Genomic DNA, 17,169 nt, shown 5'->3' with positions numbered 1-17,169 from the left:
TAGCACTTTCATTTTAATCTAAAATCATATCGTGGCAAAAATCTCGCTAAATCCTTTTTTTAGCTTTTTTTCTTGCACTTGTTTTCATTGATAATCATATTATTAATATGATACCAAAAATTATACTAAATGCGATATAAAAGGGCTTTTACAATAAAAATAATATATAGATTTGCATCGTTAAATATGAATTGTTAAATATGAAAATTTTAAAATCATACTACAAGACTCCATCATTTTTGACTGGAAGATGTATCGTTTCATTGGCCATATTGGGCCTGATATCATGCAGCGATAGAAATGGCAAATCATTGTCTGAAGCTACGAACGATCCTGCCGGAATATACAGGGAGTACTTGTACAATATACGACGTCAGAAAGATTCCTCATTTCAAGTATTGACCAAGCATATCCTACAATGGCAAACAGTAAAAGACTCTGTTTTTAGGTATCTCCGGAATGATACGCTCAGCCACCCCCATTCCAATCAGCGTGAAGAGTGTATCAGACTGCATGATTCTATCCGCACTGAGTTCTCACGCTTAGCCCTCTCAAAGACGCGTACTTATCAGGAACTTTTGGCTCTCAAAGGAGAGTTCTCACCTTATAACAATGATGAGGAACTGCATCATGCCGCTGGAGAAATCCGCCCGTTTTTCAACTCACTGGATAATCTTCCGCTTCATAAGGGTAACAAAGAGGAAATCCTTGCGGCTTACCGTATGTTACTGACCCGAACTATCCGTAACGGCATACATAGCCGCAATGAACTGATTACTTATATCACTAAAGAAGATGCTATATTCCGTGCGTTCCTCTCTCACTTGCACGATTTCGAAGGTGAGAGTATGGCTGACATCACACGTGGTACTGAACAGTGTTGTTCGCAGATATTCTTTGCCGCTGAGAGAAAGGAGATTACCTATCGGGAGGCTATGCTTTATTTGACAATGCGCACCAATCGTCGCCAAATACAAAATATGCAGATTTGTATAGAAGATGTTCGGAACAAAAAAATCAAGACTTCTTCGCAAGCACATGCTTATATATGGATGCTTATCCACCCTTATACTTCATTGGACGGATTCTCTATGACATTGCTTTCCGATAAAGAACGGAAACAACTTGACAGGATGGCGGCACAGACACCTGTGGCGTTCAAAACCTTGAGCCGAATCCTGCAATCGGAAAGTGGTCAACTGACTGAACTGCCAGGAATGCTTATGGATATTTTCATACAGACGCTCTAACAATATAAAAAATGAATATGTTACGACATTTTTTCAATGACTTTATGACATTTGTCCCTCTGCAACTACCGCAACTACTCGATGTGACGACAATGGAGGAAGCACAATTCTACGGTGACTACGCCCTACTGACCTTCCCGCTACGCGACCCTTACGATTTGGAGGAAGTGATGGATCTGTTTGAGGACGATATGGAGCTTATAACTCTCTACCACCACATCCCCACGCACGCTGACAAATTCGGGCATAGCACCTGTGCATACTCCAACCCGGCATTTGGACAGATGTTCAAGATGAATTGCAAGACAGATGCAGACGGTAAGGTAAATAGCATTCTTGTCACCATCTATGATTCTCTTGAGCAGATGTACGGCGAGCTGTGCCTTGATTTGGATCTTCATTCCAAAAGTGGCACATTCAAGTATAAGAAGAACAAAGACGATCTCTTGATGGATTTCCTTTAATGGTCATGTTATGCGGGACACACTATACCGACAAATGGTTTATTGGATTAGGGAATACCGGACATGGATAGAGGTTGTTGATGACAATTTCTATAAGGAGTATGCTTTGTCAAGAAACGGATATATCAATTACATTGTTTCCCGCACGTTGGTACTGCGGGCTTACAAAGACAAAGGCTCATACGCCAAAGGCATGACATGGACAATTCCGGAACATAAACTGGATAAGGCATTGGCAGCCTACCGTAAGCAGGAGCATACGTTCAAGCAACGTATTAAGAAAGCAGCGATATACCTTTCACCGAGGGACGCCGAAGTTATCATCCTATTGGCCACCCACAATATTGTCCAATTAGAGTTGATGATATCCCCCATTCAAATACGCGAGAAACCCTATTATTTATGATTTGGAATATACTACAACTTATCTTCTGTATAACGCTTTTCGTATTGCCATTAGCATTGTACAAAAGCCACCGTTCTTTTATGGTAAGGTTCTACGATGCTATGATACACAGTGTAAAGGCTCGTAAACTATATGTACAGGTCGTATTGATTCTGCTATTGCTCTTCCACTATGTTTACATCAGCGGACATGTTGGCGAGTTCGGTGTTTTTCTTTCAACTGCTATCTGTGCCACTATATATTCATTTAGAAGAGCGGACAGATTGTTAAGAGGTTTATGTGACCGATCATGTATGTTTGTCATACTCTCATTGGTGGCTTTGGCCATCAGTTTTGTTCCACACTTGTACACAACGGCGGTAACTGCCGCCTATCTTCTTTTGGCTGCCCTGTTCTATCCCTCTGTTCGGGTTATGACCGAATTTCAGGACATAGGCATAATCTCTGAATGGATGAAATTCCCCAGACTATTAGCCGAAAGTTATTATGACCATCATCACGCGATATTGCCGCAAGATGCGGATAGCGGCAACACTGATATATCCGCACAATAGTAATAATTAAAAAATGAAATGAAAATGAAAACCAAGCAGAAAATAGCTGTCCCTATATTGGCAGACAGAGAAGTATTTGACTACCTCAAGGAGAAAGTCGGTGAACGAAAAACAAAGACAGAAGCCTTCTGTGATTTATTGGATAAATCTTTGGCAGGTTTTGTTTCCCCTTTTTTAAGGAACAAAGGCTACGAACTTCAACCCAACCAGTGCCACGTGACTGTTTCTGACCTTTCATCGGAATGGCATTGGCATAGGGCTACTGTCCGTTCTTTTTTGGATGTAATGGAAGAGTTCGGCTTGTTGAATCGCATCCGGCTTTCCAAAAGCGTCATCATTACCATGACTGTGCAAACCAGCCAATCCACGGAGTCTTGCAATGGACAGAAGAAGTTGAACCTTGCAGAACAGCTACGTGAGGCATTGTCCGATTGGATAATCGGCAAAGTGTCCCTTGACGAGATCGGAATCAAGTGTGAGCAACTTGTTCGTCGGGCAATGGATGAAGCTGGCATATGCGATAGCTGCCCATCTCCGGACAGTATCACTCGCATCAATCCGGCAGCGGATGATGATGAACGAGCTGTCAAGATTCGTATGGTAGCTTTGGAGTGCATTACATTTGCCGCTATACAACGGGCACTGCGTAAGTCGAGATTCGATGACAGTGCAGAGTTTATGGACTACTTCCGATTGGAATTGTATGGGGACTGGACAGGACTTATTGCAACTTCGAAAGGTATTGCCGGGCTTATTCTTGATGTAGATAGGGATGAAAATTCCGATTATGATGAAGATGACAGGGAGTTCCTTAAAACGCTTTTTAAGCCTTTTCTGGCATTTGCGGCAAAGGCACAGGAGGCAACGTATCAGATTGGAGGTTGAAAACAGAATGTATAACCGCAACAATCCACTTTTGTATCCAGTGAAGCCCCCCTGCCAGTTATAGAAGGCATCCGGGCTTGCCCGCCTGCCACGAACAAAGGGAAGGGGGAGCCTAATACCCCACCTGCCTGACGTTGGTGGGAAGGGTGTCCGAACAAGCAGCAAGCTGGGACACGGTAGATTGTCCGAAACAATATGAAAAACGTATGGCAAATCAAAAACAGGTACTCGACGTGCAGGTGTCGAAAGGGATTACCACCGCCCAAAGTAATGAACATCTGCGTGACCGTAGTGAAAAGGCAGAGAAGTACGCTATGAGTAAGGGAAATTATGATCCTACGCGTAAACGGCTGAACTTCGAGATTGCGCCCGGAGGTAAAATACATCCCATCGACACAAGCCGTAGCATTCCCAAACGGATGGCGGACATATTAAGTCACCGTGGAATCAAAGATCCTAATGAGGGGCTGCTCGAACCAAAATACCGCACGGTGGTAAATATCATCTTCGGCGGTTCACGGCAGCGAATGCAGGAACTTGCTTTCGGTACGCAACAGGTGGACTTTGAAAAAGGTGCGGACAATACCCGCATCGAACGGAAGCGTGACATTGAACGCTGGGCCAAGGATGTTTATTCATTCGTTTGTGGCAGATATGGTGAGCAGAACATCGCTGCATTCATTGTACATCTGGATGAATTGAACCCGCATATCCACTGTACGCTTCTGCCAATCAAGGATAGTCGCTTTGCGTACAAGGAAATCTTCGCCGGTAAGGATAAGTTTGAATATAGTGCAAGAATGAAACAACTTCATACGGACTTTTTCGCAGAAGTCAATACAAAGTGGGGAATGTCAAGAGGAACAAGCATATCCGAAACGGGTGCACGGCACAGAACGACTGAGGAATACCGCCGAATGTTGTCTGAAGAGTGTACAACAATCGAGGATAATATCAAACTCCATCAACAGGTATTGGGTGAACTTCAATCAGACATCCGGTTGGCAGAACGCAGAGTCAAAGGGCTTACGACAATGGTTAGCAATCTTGAAAAGCAGAAAACTGAAAAAGAAACCTTGTTATCGGCAGCCGAGTACAATTTAAAAGAAAACAAAGGCAATGCGGCAGAATTGGCAATCCAAATACAAATGTTGGAAAAAGAGCTGCAAGGAATCATCAGGCAACTGGCAGACAAGCAGGAAAAGTTGCAGACGGCTGACCGGCAACTCATCGAACTGAAAAAGGATATGGGAGCCATTGAAGAACGTACCGAAGAACTCAAAGAGGAGGCCTATCAATATTCCCGTGATGTACACTCCAAAGTGGATAGCTTGTTTAAAGACGTCCTACTGGAGAGTGTAATCAGCGAGTATCGTAACGCATCGGCACAAATGAATGTTTCAGAACGGCAGCTCTTTGACGGTTCACTGGTACAGTCTATCGCCGAGCGGGGTACGGAAATCATGCACTGTGCGACAATGCTATTTCTCGGAATGGTAGATGATGCCACTACATTTGCCGAATCACATGGTGGTGGAGGCGGAGGGAGTGACCTCAAATGGGGACGCGACGAGGACGAGGACAATCGAGCATGGGCACTTCGCTGTATGAGGATGGCGAGCCGCATGATGCGCTCGACTATCGGCAAGAAATCTAAACGGTAAATGGCATACGCCTTACACCAGATTAAAAGTATAACTAATGAAATCATTGGAATATGACGAAACAAATTATTTTCATCTTCGCTTTGCTCTGCACGTTGCAGGCACAAGCAAGTGTACAACCCGTACAGAAGGACACTGTACGACACACTATTCATTATGAAGTAGCGGAATTGCTTCAACCGATGCAGCCCGTCTATCTCAACGGGGTGCTACTTCCGGCATCTCGAACCGGCAACTGGTTTGTTAGCATATCCGGAGGTGCGACAGTTTTTCTTGGTACACCTCTCGGTTGTGAAGACCTTTTTGGACGAGTGAAACCTTCGTACAGCCTCGCCGTCGGCAAATGGTTTACTCCTTTGGTCGGCGCAAGGGTAAATTATAGTGGCTTGCAGTTTAAGGATGCACAATTATCTACGCAGGACTACCATTATATCCATGCAGATCTCCTGTGGAATCTCCTTGGACGCAGATATGCCCGACAGGAACAGGTACGTTGGAGGCTTGCACCCTTTATGGGTGTCGGTCTGCTACATAACGCCACCAACGGGAACAATCCCTTTGCGCTTTCTTACGGCATACTAACACAATACCGTATTTCCAAACGGGTTAGTGCTATGCTGGAACTCTCTAACACAACTACATTCCAGGATTTCGACGGATATGGCTATCCAAACCGTCTGGGCGATCACATGCTTTCGCTGACTGCCGGATTCACCTTTCATCTCGGTAAGGTCGGCTGGAAGCGCGCGGTGGATACGGCACCATACATCCATCGGAACGAACTGCTTGTCGATTATGGCAACTTCCTTTCGGAGGAGAACAGGCGTTATGTGGGACGTCACAATCAAGATAAGCGAACACTCGTGGAATTAAAGAAAATTCTGGAAATCGAAGGACTACTCGATACATATAGCCATATCTTTGACAACGACGATATAACCGGATGCAGATATCCTATAAATAATTATAGCGGTTTGAACTCGCTTCGTGCAAGATTGAAGCATAGCTATTGGGACGGGTCGTCACCTCTTGACACGACTATTCTTCAGACAGAGAATGGAAAGCCATCATATAATTACACGGCTTCCCGAAATGTGCAGTCCGCCCATCAGGACACCCTCGCTATGGATTCCACGGTTCTTTCATACGCTGATGGAGAGTGCATCGGTACACCCATCTATTTCTTTTTTGCTCTCAATACGACACATCTGACGGATACCTCACAGAGGCTTAATCTTGACGAACTGGCTCGTGTAGCTAAGAAATACAGTTTATCCGTGAGGGTAACTGGTGCTGCTGACAGTTCTACAGGAACATCAAGTATCAATGATTCTTTGAGTATATCGAGAGCCGGTTTTATTACCGCAGAACTGGAACAACGTGGAATACCAGCCAAGCGGATTATCAGAGTTAGCAAAGGTGGAATTGCCGACTATACGCCCGTGGAAGCCAACAGACATACGAAAGTGGAGTTGTTTTTTCCAAAAGCGAAATAGAAATTTCGCATAATTGATGTTTAACTTTGTCATAATCAATGAAGCCTCTCCGCTGTGAAGCGAAGAGGCTTTTTCGATATGGTACACGTGAAGTTCGCCATTTTCCTACTGTCAGAACCAGAATGAAAATTATTTCGATGCTTCAAGTGACTCTTTTCTGAACTGTTTGAGAAGTTTTTCAAGTTCAAGTGATACTTTGCGGGCACGAGTTCCGGCAGCTTTGTTGCCTTTCTCCATCTGGAGGTTGGCATCTTTTGAGAATTGATCGAACAATTCACAGATTTGTGTAAATGTTTTTTCCATTGTTATGTTCTTAATATTATATAATACGCTGGCAAAGATAGCAAAAATATTTTTTTAGGACTTATATTAGCTCTGTTATATATTTCGCCTATAATATGATACCCCTTTTTATGTTTTTCCATTCTGAGTATTCCCTTATCGCACCATCGGCAAATCTGGCCGAAGAGATTTTATATGCAAAGGTACAGTGTCCGGACGATTGTCAAGCACCGCTATGCTAACGGTTCCTGGATATTTTACGGCAGCCTTCCTCAAATCAAAGATTGACTTTCAGTCCCCTTCTCATTGCAAGGTATAAAAGGACAAGCCTGCTTCTGCTCTTACATTCGAAGGTTGGGTATTCCGTTCCATTCCATTTACTGTTTACTTGTCTTATCGCCCTTATTCCACTGTTAATCCTGCATAAAAATCAATCCCCGGCAAGAAGCCGAAAGAGCTTCAAGCAAAGGGAAATAATAAATCAAAGAATATGGGAAAATACGATTTTATCAAGTTGGGTAATCTTCTTTATTGGCATGACCCAGATAGTGGTCTGTCTAATGGGGTTTACCAAGTGGCTTCTATTCCGGAAAACATTGAAGAGGATAGCGTTATTTTGATTGCATCTGATACTTCGGAAGCGGAGGTTTTTCCTTCTGAATTATCACCGATACATACCGGTAGAAGTCATAAAGAAGACTTTTTGCGTTGGAAAACAGAACGTGAAGCTGAAGGTATTGAGTTTTACGACCACCTTTCCAAGGTGATGGATACGGAAAACGACTTGAGTGTGGGAGATATGGTGGCGTTTACAAACGATTATGGAGTGATATTTGGACCTTGTGAGGTCTTAGCTTTTGGGAATCTCTGTAATAGTGGCAGATGTGTATATATTGACAGTGATTCTTATTGGTTTCCTAACCGTCCCGACCAACTCACCATCATGAGAGGTGCGGAATGACAATAACATATCCACCTGTAGCCAAAGCGGGTGGATAGCATTTCCTTGTATTGTATATTCAGCCCGATTACTCTTATAGCCATGCTCCACCGAACTCCCACAACCGGTCCTATTCCTTTTTTACTCGTCGTACTCCGTTTCTAAACAGTATAACACATTTATTGGCCTGACATTCTTGAAATTCACAACGGAAACGGCTTGGTTTCCGTGTGATGAAACACTTGAACTGGTATGTGAGAAATTCCCAACACTATGTTATTTCTATCAATCGGAAGAGTCGGGTCTGGCGGAGTACTGGACAAATGACCAAGAGAGTAAATACTTTCCCGAAAAGTACATTGCAGACCTATGTACTCCAGACGACAAATGGTACAAGGAATATTTTGTCAACCAGACAGAAGTATTCAAGTGGTTTGAGGTGATAAGCGGTCAGTCTGTCGAATCAATAACAGAAATTCTTGCTATTGCCGAACAACGGAAAGATGAAAACGACAATTCTTTCTGTAACATCTATGAATATGCCGCAGGCTAAGACTAATCCGATGCAGAAAACGAAATGACGGTATGCTGACAGCGTGCAGCGAACTATCATTATCCGATAAGCTTCTCTGATTTCATGCAGATTGGAGACTTTGTCGCCTTCAGTCCTTTTATACAGTCTCAGAGTGCTTCTCCAGTCTTTTATAGATATTCTTTATATCGCACATCGGCAGTTCTTATCTGAGAGATTTTGTATGCAAAGATACAGCTTTAGAATGGTCGTCAAGTAACGCTGCGCTAACAGTTCCCGGATACTTGTGGCAGCCTTCCGCATATCGAAGATTTGGGTATTCCACTTCATTCCATTCACTGTTTACTTGCCTTATCCATCCTTTCCTTGCTGTCAATTTCGCATAAAAATCATTCCTGACAAGAAGCCGAAAGAGCTTCAAGTAAAGGGAATAAAGTTTAATCATTTAAATTTCAAAATTATGCACAGCCGAATTTTTCAGATTTCTAAAATGTGGATAGAAAAAGAAAACTATCTGAATGAAGACACTCTCCATCAAGGAGATGGCAGTTTCTATGACTATTGTGCGGAGATAGATGACGAAGAACGTAAGGAGGATATTCGTTATTTGGTCAATACTGCTCTACCAAAAGATATGTTCGAACTTGTAGGTGATGACACCATACGCTACATTGGTGGTGTGGAACAATGGAAAGAGAACTTTGTGACTAACATCCGTAAGAAAGCTGAAGCTATTACGACGGAAAATATGTTGGAGTTTGTAGGCCCTGTTTATCAACTTGAAAAGGCATTGGAAAATCCATTGGATATTGCGTATCATTTCTATTTGGACGGAGAGGGATACCAGTCATTTGCCGAAAAATCTTTTGCATTTATGGAGTTTGTCTGTACGCTTGAACCGGGAACGATACTCTATATCGGAGGAGTCATCGACTATCACTTCTGATACTCCATATAATTTTTTTAAAGCCACCCGCAACTCAAGCGGGTGGTTATCATCTTCCTATATAACAGTCCGGTTACTTTTATAGACCATGTTCTGCCGAACCTCTGTTACCAATTCACAGCCTCTTTTACCGATTCTATATTACCTGTTCTAATTGTATTACATTCTCACAGTCCCGACATGCACCATTGTTTGTTTCGTGCGCAAAGGTACGGTGGCAAACGATGTTCAAGTACCGCTGTTGCTACCTGAAATGAAATTTGACGTAACCTTCCGCAATCACAGATTCCGGTATTCATAAAATTTCATTCCGGTTACTTGCTCATAGTTCTTGCATCCACCGTTGAAAATGCACATGAAACAACCTCTTGGGTAAAGTCGGAAGGCTTCAAGAAGAGGGAAATAAAAAACAACTTAAAAAAATAAATGCAATGAGAACTAAAACACTCTACAGATGCGATGCACAGAAAATAGACATCAGTCGTTTCCCTAACTTTCACATAACAGGAAGTATAACCGGAATGAAGAAACTCTATTATGGCAAGAATGCTCTATTGGTACGTTGCGGAAGCTGGATTTACAACGTGTCAAGTGAACCCGAAGTTTATTATAATATAGCACATTAGTAGTATGAAAAAAGGTTATAAAAAAGATTTTCAGAGTTGGAAAGGTATAGTAACTCTAAAATTACTTTGCTGCAATATAGCAGCAGGTCGTTTTGATTGGAAGAAATATTGTACGCCACAGCCTTATTGTGGTCAGGAGATTTGCGTTATACCGCTACATTGTTCTTATGGACAGATAGGCTACACTGTGTATTTCCCTTATTCTGATATGCCGGAAGTGGAATACGATTGGGAAATGAACAAATTAACTATTGACAAAGAGAATTGGGAGAATTATTTACAGAATTAATATTAAAAATATGGCACAGAATTTTTATACCAAATGGCAGAACGCAATCCTTGCAGATGCAGGAGTCTATGTTTCAAAAAAATACCGCAGTTTCCAAACGGCCTTAGTACGTGAGATTTCCAAGTACGCAACAGCCGTTGGCGCAAAAGTAACATTCAACTTAAAGGGGCATTATAATACCTCTTGTTTCATAGAACGTAACGGTAAATTCGTTTACATCAGTCACTCTTCCGGTTTGTCCCGAATGGGTAGCGGTGTAAAAATAGAACTCGATTCTTTCTTAATCCGGACAGCCCAACACGCGAAAGATTACAGAGGGGGACATAATCAGTATTGCGATATAACAAATTTACAGTCTATGATAGATAATTTGTTAGAGTAATAAAATAAATTCAAGAAAAGGTACGGAGCAAACAGCTCCGCATCTTTTTCCGTTTTATCGGCGCATTCCGCCGCTGTACTCTGCTTCTTGTAGCTCTTCCCGGTATTCCTCCATATTATTCAGCTTTTCGTTCACGGTTTGCAGGTTGGCATCCAACGAAGCATTATGGTCGTATGGGAAACGATGTTGTGCGACAAGTCCCGCATTAGTAACCGGCCCGATATCTATCATGTCGGATTCTTTATTATAGCTGACATACAGCACATCACCATTCGGCATTTCAAATGCAGGAATCTTTTGTTGTGTCATGATAGCGAATTGTTCCGCAGCCATCTCCTTGGCTACCCCTTTTAATGTATCTCCAGCATGTTCGATACCATAACGCCTGATATGGTCGCGTACTTCCTTTTCCGTGAATTTCAGCATCACTTCATAAGTTCCCCCGACACTCCCATTGTACACCACAGCAAAATCCTTGTCCTCAATCAAAAGATTGTCTCCTCGGTTCTGTATGGGAGAAGAATAAGTATATTCTTCGTTAATGCCGTTACCGTCATAATACTCCTTGGCGAGAGTCAGCAGTCCTTCGTAGTCCCCCTTATCCTTGAATGCGTCCAACCGCATCGTGTCATCGGTAAGCTGAAGATAGGCCACGGAAGAATAATACACTTTTTCTTTCGGTGCTACTGTTTGCTCTTCATCAATGTTCTGCTCCAATTCCAGTGCAATCTTATCCACCTTTTGGGTAATCAGAGAAGCCGCTCTTTTCACATCCAACAGAGTTGTCTTGATGAATTGTGGCGATTCTTTCAATTCGTCGAGCCATCCTTTGAGGTAGGCACAACTGTCCTCTTTTATATGTTTCGTCATGCCGTAACGTTGGGCAACCAATGCGCTGCCTAACTCGGCTACCAATTCTTCGCGCGCATACTCTGCCGAGCCGAAAGTTGTCGGCTTGATACGGTCGAGAACTCCTTCCGCACCGGTCGAGTGTGTCATCTCATGGAATAGTGTTCCATAGAACGCCTCTCCAGATTTGAACTGTTCCTTTTCCGGCACAACGATTTCATTTCTCGATATAGAGTAGTAAGCGTTATCCTGATGCTGTGGTTTGATCGGACAAATCCACAGATTGTCCTTTATCAGCGCATCGACGGGAGCGAAGCTGAAATACTCTCCGTTCTCAATCTTCGGTAGCGAATACTCCTTTTCGAGTTTTTGCCACAGCTCCGGTCTTGCCTCCTGCAAGTTGGTCTGTGCCACGTTAAAGACTCGGAATACCTGCATCTTAGGATAAACATTGTATTCCTTCTTCTCGTTATCAGATAGTTTTTTGTAGTCATCATACTTAATCTTCTCACCAGAATCCTTGTGTATGCAGGTGAATGTAGTCAGCATGATTGGGAATGATTTCTCTCCACGAAGTACAGAAACACGAGGTTTCTCCTGATTGTCCTTATCGGATTTGTTGAGCCGTTGTACACACTCAAAAGTGCAGAAGCGCGGAATCTTGTAACCTTCCTTTTCACAATGTATAAGCAACATAATGGCATTCATGCCATTATACTCGCGTCCGGAAAGATTGCAGGGCCATTGTAACGCTTCTTCTGTGAACCATGGCTTTCTCCAATCCTTACGGATACTCTCGATTTTCTCAATCATCATTTCAGCGAAGAGGTCTAATGCTTTATCTTCGCTGTTCGGCCCGTCCGTGTGCTGTTTTTTATATCCGGCCATATCCTTTACTGATTGGAATTAGACGAATCTGCTACATACTGTACAAGTTCTTCCACCTTGCATGAAACATTCAGCTTTCCGTTATATGCCGAAAGGGATATTTCACCTTTGGCATCCACTCGCACGCCCGGCTGTAACCATGCTTCGCGTTCTTTGCCAAAACAGAAAAAACGTACCCATTGGTATTCAAAGCCATCCTCTACTTTCTCCGTACTGAATGCCGAAAACATTGTGTAAGGCTGGTCTTTCTTATCCCTTTTTTCCTCGATATGCTGCCCGACCTTACCTCGAAATACTAATTCGCCCTTGACCGTATCTTTCGCATCTGCCGTAGCTGTACGAATTTCGTTAATAAAAAGATTGAAATAAAGTTTGTCACCACGGTGTTTGAGATACATTGTCCCCGAAACCTCGATGCGGGAACCATTTCGATATTTGGAAACCTCCTTTCCGGCAGTATCTTTGCTGACATCCACCTCAATAGGCATAGTCTTCCCGTCAGTGTCAGGGATCATTACTCGAAGAGGAAAAACCAGGAACGTTTTCCCTTCCTTATTGGTGCGTATCGACGCATCACGTCCGATAACGCCACATACCGTAACATTACATTTTATCATTTCTATTGTCTTTTAATGTGATACATAATCACCCGACAACTGTGTTGCCATGATTTGTTGTTGAACTGCTAAATCATTGCTCTTAATCGGGTGCTCGTATCATTGCCCAGATCAGCCATCCGGCAAGGAACAGTTGAACGCTCACGATAATGAGCGTTGCTACCCAGCCGAAGAGTTGGTAGCAGAGCAGGACATACAAGGCAAGGTAGGACAGTCCGAACAGACATCTGCATAGCTGTATCATCACGCATTTTACCATATCGCCACGCTTCTATCTTTTTAGGTTCTCTGTCTGTCCCTGCTGTTGGGACATCCCTTGTTCAAAATTCTGTGAAGCCGCTTCCGAGAGGATAACCGTATTCAGCATACCGGTTACACGTATCCTTTTGGCTTCTTCTGTGAGAGTATTGTTATTCAGTGTTGCCGACAGACGGCTTAACTCCGCAGTAGTCAACTCACGTGACATGCGCAGTTCTCCATTGTTCACTCGCAGAATAGCCTTTCCATTTTCACTGATTGCCAGTTCGCAGTTTTTCATGCCCGGTAATAATGATTTCAGATTGATGCGTCCACTATCCATTTGTTTGGATATGGCAGTCTTTTGCTCCTCCTCGTTCTTGTTGTCGATTTGTACGGCCAATAGCATAAGGGAACTAAAGGCTGTCATCGCCATCTCTACTATAGGGTCATTGCATCCTGACATTCCCACACCGCTATCCTCTGACGAAAGCAACTTCTTCATCCATCCGTCGGGCGAAAGGTTTTTGCCGGCGGCATTCTCTTCTGTTCCTTTATATCGGGTGAGCAGGCTGTTCCCGTTGTGCAACACTTCCAATTTGATATTACCTTTCTGTGCGATTTCAGTCAGATAAGCCGCAGGGTCGATGTCACGCTTTGTTCCGTCTGCATAGAAGTTTGTCACGCCGAAATGTAGATGTTCGCCCGTTGTACGTGTACCTGTGTTGCCCGATGTGCCGAGCTTCCCACCGGCTTGTACTACATCACCGACCTTTACAGTAACCTCCTTAAGGTGCATATAAGTACATTGTACCTTGCTGCCATCCGTTCTGGTATATTCCACAGTCAGCGATTTTCCACCGGGCGTGTTCTTATTCTGATTCACAGCCACCACCTTCCCGTTGTTCTCAGTAGCCAGTACCGCATCGCCATTGCAACGGATATCAATTCCCTTGTGCATCTGTTGTTTCGTGTTGTCCATCGGATCTTGCCGCATACCGAAAGGCGAGGTAACAAAAAGAAACTCTTCACGCTCTACCGGGAATGAGTACTTCGCACCATACTCTGAATTTTCAGACGTTCGGAGAGGATTATGTTCCGTACCGAACCGCTTACCCTGTGTCTCCATTTCCTGCATCACCAGTTTGTCATACTGCTGTAAGCCATTTTGCTCTATAATCCGTTGCAGACTCTCGGCATATTCTCCGCCTGTGGCATAACCGGCCTGTTCGATATTTTGTGTCCAACCCTTGTAATCGTCGGGCGAAAGTGCAAAACATTGGGCATAGCGGCTGTTTTCTTTTAAAAAACGGGAGTGGTGTTCGTATGAATCACCCACACTGTCATAACTGCAAAACTTCTCATTCGGCTTATCGTCAGTATATATACCATACCTTCCTCCTTCGGCAATCCATGCAGGCGTAGCCTTGATGCCAAAATGATTGTTCTCGTTTTGCGCCAAACGGCTTTGCCCGTTGGAACTTTCCAGTATGCCTTGTGCCAACGTCACGGATGCGGGGATTCCGTACCGGCGCATCTGCTCCATAGCATACTCTGCATATTTCATTGCGTATTGTTGGTTCTTGCTCATTTCCTTACTCCTTATCTATGAAAACCTCTGTGTGTTTCTTGTTCCTCCATGTCACTTATAGCAACCCGTGCCCCGGCACGGACGAGCTTAGACAGATAGTTGTCGAGCTGCTCCGTTGAAAATTCCGTTGAAGCCGTAATGTCCCCTTCCGGATACTCTTTTAGGGTTATGCCCAATATCTTTGCACCCTGTACCGCATCTTCGTTATAGAGCCGATAACCATCTTTCGTGCGAAGCAGTTGCAAGGCATCGGGATGATTCGCTTTAAGTTTGTCCCACAACTGCCGTTCCGGTGAAATACCCTTGTTGTCTGATTCCGTCCGTTCCTGCGCTACCGTTTCTATCGGCCACAACTCTGCTTCTTTCTGTTGTTTCTCTCCGGTGTGTGCCTCCTGCGATTGTCCTTTTTGTAGTACGTCTGCGAATAAGGTAGCTGCCAAATGACGTTTGTAGCTGTCACGCTCTTCCGCTATCCACATCCGCTGCCACTGTTGCGGAGTGACACTTCGGGCAGGCTGTTTCTGCCCATCAATAGTTGCGACGCATTGTATGCCGTCTTGTTTGGTTTTGAAAACCGAAACACGCTGGATACGGTTCAAGTCTATTTCCGGCATTTCGCTGCTGAACAAATCCACCTTCAGGTCAGGTTTGACCTCGGCCAGCGCATAATACTTGTGCGCCAGTTCCATCCGAACCTTACCGATGTTATCCATTGCTTGCTTGAGTGTTGAAAAGAAGCGGTTTATATCTTCTTTATCAGGATAGATGCTATATCCGCTCTTATTTTCGGGTTTGATATAAAGTGCCCATCGTTTCTTATCATCTTGAATCATCTCTACGTGGTCAAATCCGATCTCATTCGCCTGTTTGACCGCTGACGCCACGTCCAGTGTGGAGAGCTTCTCCATTGCCCAATTCTTCAGCCGGGCCAGCATAATTATCTTCTCGGCAAAATAACTGTCATCGGGTCGATAACCTAATGCACCATCCGTATTGTAGAAGCGTACCTGCTCGATTCCATCTTTCTGCAACGCTCGCATGATACGTCCCTTGTTCATTCCCGGTATCTCGTTATCTGCCTCTGTAGAAGCCCCTGCTGGAAGAATTACATCTGCGGTTTTTGCCTGTGGGTCAATAACAAGCACAATTTTTTTCGTTTCTTTATCCGGATGCTGCCGAATCTCGTTCGACACAAAATAATGTTTGGGCATTTGCTCCTGCATGGTTGAAGTGTCTCGCCGGTTGCGCATGGTGGCGTATTCGATTTTCTCGCCCCGTTCCGCTTTATTGATTACTTCGATGGCATTGTTTACGTCACTTTCGAGAGCGTCCATCAAGTTCGGGTTCTCTTTTAGCTCCCGGCACCAGTATTCCACTGTCTTCAGACTTTCTTCAGACAACCGTGCTGGCAACCCCAGTTCCAACATTTTAATCCCTGAAGCCAGTTCCACTACCAACCGTTCCTGTCTGACAGCATCCTCCGAAGGAGCCACACCGTTCTTCATCACCATACCTTCACGCGCTAATCGTTGTTGGTGTCCGGTAGCACTCACGATTTGCCGCAAGGCTTCCTGTATATAGTCGTGATAATGTCTGAACTCTCTTTGTCGCGGCATATAGACCGCATCCTTATCTGTTTCGTAGTGGGGTACACCGCTTCCATCCAAACGAACAGGCACAAGGTTGTCTCGCATCCTCAGTAGGAAGTCGTTGAATTGAATATGCAACCGTCGGTTGTCAGCTTCCGTATATCCTCTTTCCACTGCACTTCCATACCGCCGCAACGTCGTTTCGTATCGCTCCTTATCCACGTAGGGTAGTGTCGTCTGGTCAATGTTGAACAAAGTGCGAATTTCACGGTTATGTACACCTTTATATAATTTTTGTTCCTCTTCATACAGTTTCATGTAGTCATCACGACTGATAACCTGTTCTGGATTATTGCGGTGAACGTACTTGTTCCAATTATAAAACAAAAATGGAACGCCTTGCTCATTCTCACGCACCGAGGCTCCTTGTGCCTTGGCATCGCTGAATAGCGTGAACTGGTTGGTTTTGCATCCATTTTTATCAGAATGCAGCGTCATGAATAGTGCATTGAATGCGCTGACAGAAACACCCTTTGGATAGAAGCGCGGGTATCCCTTTCCTGATGCGTTGAGCCAGTGTCCACCGGCATTCGAGGCTTCACTCAAAGCCGTAGAAAGCAAGGTGATTTGTTTTTCCTCGGCTTTCTTTTCGATTTGCGATTTTTCTTTCATCGTTTATTTG

The 17,169-nt window shown here is 44.0% G+C and carries 20 protein-coding genes; 13 read left to right on the top strand and 7 right to left on the bottom strand.

Annotation, left to right across the window (positions count from 1 at the left end):
- Positions 1-200: 200 nt before the first annotated feature.
- The 7 genes from I2I04_RS06190 (at position 201) to I2I04_RS06160 (ending at position 6,719) form a co-directional block, all read left to right on the top strand.
- Entirely contained in the window at positions 201-1,250 is a 1,050-nt protein-coding gene (locus I2I04_RS06190) for a hypothetical protein (protein ID WP_004323439.1), read from the top strand.
- 17 nt (positions 1,251-1,267) lie between these two features.
- Positions 1,268-1,714, top strand: a complete 447-nt coding sequence (locus I2I04_RS06185) for a hypothetical protein (protein WP_004308726.1) — start codon at positions 1,268-1,270, stop codon at positions 1,712-1,714.
- Between the two features lie 10 nt (positions 1,715-1,724).
- Positions 1,725-2,120, top strand: coding sequence for a hypothetical protein (locus tag I2I04_RS06180; protein ID WP_008640424.1), 396 nt, complete (start codon positions 1,725-1,727; stop codon positions 2,118-2,120).
- Positions 2,117-2,674 (top strand): hypothetical protein, encoded by a 558-nt coding sequence (locus tag I2I04_RS06175; RefSeq protein ID WP_004308724.1) that lies wholly within the window; start codon positions 2,117-2,119, stop codon positions 2,672-2,674. Before I2I04_RS06180 ends, I2I04_RS06175 begins: the two co-directional genes overlap by 4 nt.
- A gap of 24 nt (positions 2,675-2,698) precedes the next feature.
- A complete protein-coding gene (locus I2I04_RS06170; protein WP_008640423.1) occupies positions 2,699-3,559 on the top strand; it encodes a hypothetical protein in 861 nt (286 codons plus the stop codon).
- Positions 3,560-3,765: 206 nt separating this feature from the next.
- A complete protein-coding gene (gene mobV, locus I2I04_RS06165) occupies positions 3,766-5,223 on the top strand; it encodes a MobV family relaxase (RefSeq protein WP_004323434.1) in 1,458 nt (485 codons plus the stop codon).
- A gap of 53 nt (positions 5,224-5,276) precedes the next feature.
- Complete coding sequence (locus I2I04_RS06160) at positions 5,277-6,719, top strand: OmpA family protein (protein ID WP_004308721.1); 1,443 nt, start codon at positions 5,277-5,279, stop codon at positions 6,717-6,719.
- Between the two features lie 129 nt (positions 6,720-6,848).
- On the opposite strand, the gene I2I04_RS06155 is transcribed toward I2I04_RS06160, so the two are convergent.
- Positions 6,849-7,022, bottom strand: a complete 174-nt coding sequence (locus I2I04_RS06155; protein WP_004308720.1) for a histone H1 — start codon at positions 7,020-7,022, stop codon at positions 6,849-6,851.
- A gap of 469 nt (positions 7,023-7,491) precedes the next feature.
- Between I2I04_RS06155 and I2I04_RS06150 the strand changes: the two genes are divergently transcribed.
- Positions 7,492-7,962, top strand: coding sequence for a hypothetical protein (locus I2I04_RS06150; protein ID WP_004308716.1), 471 nt, complete (start codon positions 7,492-7,494; stop codon positions 7,960-7,962).
- A 175-nt stretch (positions 7,963-8,137) separates the two neighbouring features.
- On the top strand, positions 8,138-8,494 hold the full coding sequence (locus tag I2I04_RS06145) for a hypothetical protein (RefSeq protein WP_004308712.1): 357 nt from the start codon (positions 8,138-8,140) through the stop codon (positions 8,492-8,494).
- A gap of 184 nt (positions 8,495-8,678) precedes the next feature.
- Here the strand turns inward: I2I04_RS06145 and I2I04_RS23175 are convergent, their stop codons facing one another.
- A complete protein-coding gene (locus I2I04_RS23175; RefSeq protein ID WP_008659509.1) occupies positions 8,679-8,918 on the bottom strand; it encodes a hypothetical protein in 240 nt (79 codons plus the stop codon).
- Between the two features lie 15 nt (positions 8,919-8,933).
- Between I2I04_RS23175 and I2I04_RS06140 the strand changes: the two genes are divergently transcribed.
- From I2I04_RS06140 to I2I04_RS06125, 4 genes are all read left to right on the top strand, one after another.
- Positions 8,934-9,419: a hypothetical protein gene (locus tag I2I04_RS06140; RefSeq protein WP_004323429.1), complete on the top strand. Its 486-nt coding sequence runs from the start codon at positions 8,934-8,936 to the stop codon at positions 9,417-9,419.
- Between the two features lie 431 nt (positions 9,420-9,850).
- Positions 9,851-10,045 (top strand): hypothetical protein, encoded by a 195-nt coding sequence (locus I2I04_RS06135; protein WP_004313635.1) that lies wholly within the window; start codon positions 9,851-9,853, stop codon positions 10,043-10,045.
- A gap of 4 nt (positions 10,046-10,049) precedes the next feature.
- On the top strand, positions 10,050-10,334 hold the full coding sequence (locus I2I04_RS06130) for a hypothetical protein (RefSeq protein WP_004308705.1): 285 nt from the start codon (positions 10,050-10,052) through the stop codon (positions 10,332-10,334).
- Positions 10,335-10,344: 10 nt separating this feature from the next.
- Positions 10,345-10,716 carry a hypothetical protein gene (locus tag I2I04_RS06125; RefSeq protein ID WP_004308703.1) on the top strand — a complete coding sequence of 124 codons (372 nt, stop codon included), beginning with the start codon at positions 10,345-10,347 and terminating at the stop codon, positions 10,714-10,716.
- A 54-nt stretch (positions 10,717-10,770) separates the two neighbouring features.
- Here I2I04_RS06125 and I2I04_RS06120 read toward each other — a convergent pair whose 3' ends face one another.
- The 5 genes from I2I04_RS06120 to I2I04_RS06100 form a co-directional block, all read right to left on the bottom strand.
- Complete coding sequence (locus I2I04_RS06120) at positions 10,771-12,453, bottom strand: zincin-like metallopeptidase domain-containing protein (protein ID WP_004308700.1); 1,683 nt, start codon at positions 12,451-12,453, stop codon at positions 10,771-10,773.
- Positions 12,454-12,458: 5 nt separating this feature from the next.
- Positions 12,459-13,070: a hypothetical protein gene (locus I2I04_RS06115; protein WP_004308698.1), complete on the bottom strand. Its 612-nt coding sequence runs from the start codon at positions 13,068-13,070 to the stop codon at positions 12,459-12,461.
- Positions 13,071-13,152: 82 nt separating this feature from the next.
- The gene (locus I2I04_RS06110) at positions 13,153-13,329 is read right to left on the bottom strand and encodes a hypothetical protein (protein WP_004313634.1); all 177 of its coding nucleotides are present in this window, start codon (positions 13,327-13,329) and stop codon (positions 13,153-13,155) included.
- A gap of 12 nt (positions 13,330-13,341) precedes the next feature.
- Entirely contained in the window at positions 13,342-14,898 is a 1,557-nt protein-coding gene (locus I2I04_RS06105) for a glucosaminidase domain-containing protein (RefSeq protein ID WP_004308692.1), read from the bottom strand.
- Positions 14,899-14,909: 11 nt separating this feature from the next.
- Positions 14,910-17,159 carry a zincin-like metallopeptidase domain-containing protein gene (locus I2I04_RS06100; RefSeq protein ID WP_004308690.1) on the bottom strand — a complete coding sequence of 750 codons (2,250 nt, stop codon included), beginning with the start codon at positions 17,157-17,159 and terminating at the stop codon, positions 14,910-14,912.
- Positions 17,160-17,169 lie beyond the last annotated feature (10 nt).

Source organism: Bacteroides sp. 1001136B_160425_E2 (assembly GCF_015559655.1).
GTDB classification, from domain to species: Bacteria; Bacteroidota; Bacteroidia; order Bacteroidales; family Bacteroidaceae; genus Bacteroides; species Bacteroides luhongzhouii.
The sequence above is the reverse complement of the archived record's forward strand: the minus strand, read 5'-3'. Positions and strand labels throughout refer to the sequence as shown.

Bases quoted from the DNA above. Each gene is read 5' to 3' on its own strand.
- I2I04_RS06190 (WP_004323439.1), top strand. From the start codon at position 201: ATGAAAATTTTAAAATCATACTACAAGACTCCATCATTTTTGACTGGA.
- I2I04_RS06185 (WP_004308726.1), top strand. From the start codon at position 1,268: ATGTTACGACATTTTTTCAATGACTTTATGACATTTGTCCCTCTGCAA.
- I2I04_RS06180 (WP_008640424.1), top strand. From the start codon at position 1,725: ATGCGGGACACACTATACCGACAAATGGTTTATTGGATTAGGGAATAC.
- I2I04_RS06175 (WP_004308724.1), top strand. From the start codon at position 2,117: ATGATTTGGAATATACTACAACTTATCTTCTGTATAACGCTTTTCGTA.
- I2I04_RS06170 (WP_008640423.1), top strand. From the start codon at position 2,699: ATGAAAACCAAGCAGAAAATAGCTGTCCCTATATTGGCAGACAGAGAA.
- mobV (WP_004323434.1), top strand. From the start codon at position 3,766: ATGGCAAATCAAAAACAGGTACTCGACGTGCAGGTGTCGAAAGGGATT.
- I2I04_RS06160 (WP_004308721.1), top strand. From the start codon at position 5,277: ATGACGAAACAAATTATTTTCATCTTCGCTTTGCTCTGCACGTTGCAG.
- I2I04_RS06155 (WP_004308720.1), bottom strand. From the start codon at position 7,022: ATGGAAAAAACATTTACACAAATCTGTGAATTGTTCGATCAATTCTCA.
- I2I04_RS06150 (WP_004308716.1), top strand. From the start codon at position 7,492: ATGGGAAAATACGATTTTATCAAGTTGGGTAATCTTCTTTATTGGCAT.
- I2I04_RS23175 (WP_008659509.1), bottom strand. From the start codon at position 8,918: ATGATTAAACTTTATTCCCTTTACTTGAAGCTCTTTCGGCTTCTTGTC.
- I2I04_RS06140 (WP_004323429.1), top strand. From the start codon at position 8,934: ATGCACAGCCGAATTTTTCAGATTTCTAAAATGTGGATAGAAAAAGAA.
- I2I04_RS06135 (WP_004313635.1), top strand. From the start codon at position 9,851: ATGAGAACTAAAACACTCTACAGATGCGATGCACAGAAAATAGACATC.
- I2I04_RS06130 (WP_004308705.1), top strand. From the start codon at position 10,050: ATGAAAAAAGGTTATAAAAAAGATTTTCAGAGTTGGAAAGGTATAGTA.
- I2I04_RS06125 (WP_004308703.1), top strand. From the start codon at position 10,345: ATGGCACAGAATTTTTATACCAAATGGCAGAACGCAATCCTTGCAGAT.
- I2I04_RS06120 (WP_004308700.1), bottom strand. From the start codon at position 12,453: ATGGCCGGATATAAAAAACAGCACACGGACGGGCCGAACAGCGAAGAT.
- I2I04_RS06115 (WP_004308698.1), bottom strand. From the start codon at position 13,070: ATGATAAAATGTAATGTTACGGTATGTGGCGTTATCGGACGTGATGCG.
- I2I04_RS06110 (WP_004313634.1), bottom strand. From the start codon at position 13,329: ATGGTAAAATGCGTGATGATACAGCTATGCAGATGTCTGTTCGGACTG.
- I2I04_RS06105 (WP_004308692.1), bottom strand. From the start codon at position 14,898: ATGAGCAAGAACCAACAATACGCAATGAAATATGCAGAGTATGCTATG.
- I2I04_RS06100 (WP_004308690.1), bottom strand. From the start codon at position 17,159: ATGAAAGAAAAATCGCAAATCGAAAAGAAAGCCGAGGAAAAACAAATC.